The 695-nt window shown below is 33.5% G+C and carries 1 protein-coding gene; it reads right to left on the reverse strand.

Annotated elements, in window-relative coordinates; genetic code table 11:
• Window positions 1-533: amino acid kinase family protein (locus HMPREF0518_RS09315; RefSeq protein WP_003627984.1), on the reverse strand; the 533-nt coding region annotated here is incomplete at its 3' end.
• Between the last annotated feature and the right edge of the window lie 162 nt (window positions 534-695).

Consider the following 695-nt stretch of genomic DNA (forward strand, 5'->3'; position numbering starts at 1 on the left):
TTAATTTTACAATCGGCGATTTTTATTTGATCAAGATTTAAATAGCTTTCTGGATTAACGAGCGCATCATTAGGTTGACCAGTAACGATTAAACCAGCTTCTGTTGGATCAAGAAAGCGACTTTTAACGCCTTGGTGTTGTAATATCATAGCAATTAAACGTGCGTTAAGGCGCTCACCATGAGCCTTAAAAGCAGCCATTAAATAGCTGGAGTTAGGGTAGGTCTGATTAGGCAAAGCTAACAGAATATCCTTGATAACCTTGAGTTCTTGATCTGATAAGCCGAAATAATGACCAATTTCTTGATAACGCATAAAAATATTTTGAACGATCTCATTCGTATCTTCGCTCTTAAACGTCATACCCGCATATTTGATTAAAAGATCCGTGATTTTGATATCGTCATCGCTTCTTTTTCCTGGTGCGGAAACTACGATTGCGCGTCTTTCAGGATCGCTCAAAACTATATTTAATGCTTGTTCAACATTTTGTCCATCAGTTAAAGAGCTGCCACCAAACTTAACTACTTTCATAACACAATCCCCTTAAAGTGAAATTTCATAATTCATTAATTAAAAAATGGATTCAAACTAAATTAATTTGAATTTTAGCATTATTTTTTAATCTTGCAACTAAAAGTTGGTAATACTAGCCTTGAATAGAAAAGCATATATAGTACAAATTAAAAATTAATA

It is taken from the genome of Lactobacillus helveticus DSM 20075 = CGMCC 1.1877, assembly GCF_000160855.1.
Lineage (GTDB): Bacteria > Bacillota > Bacilli > Lactobacillales > Lactobacillaceae > Lactobacillus > Lactobacillus helveticus.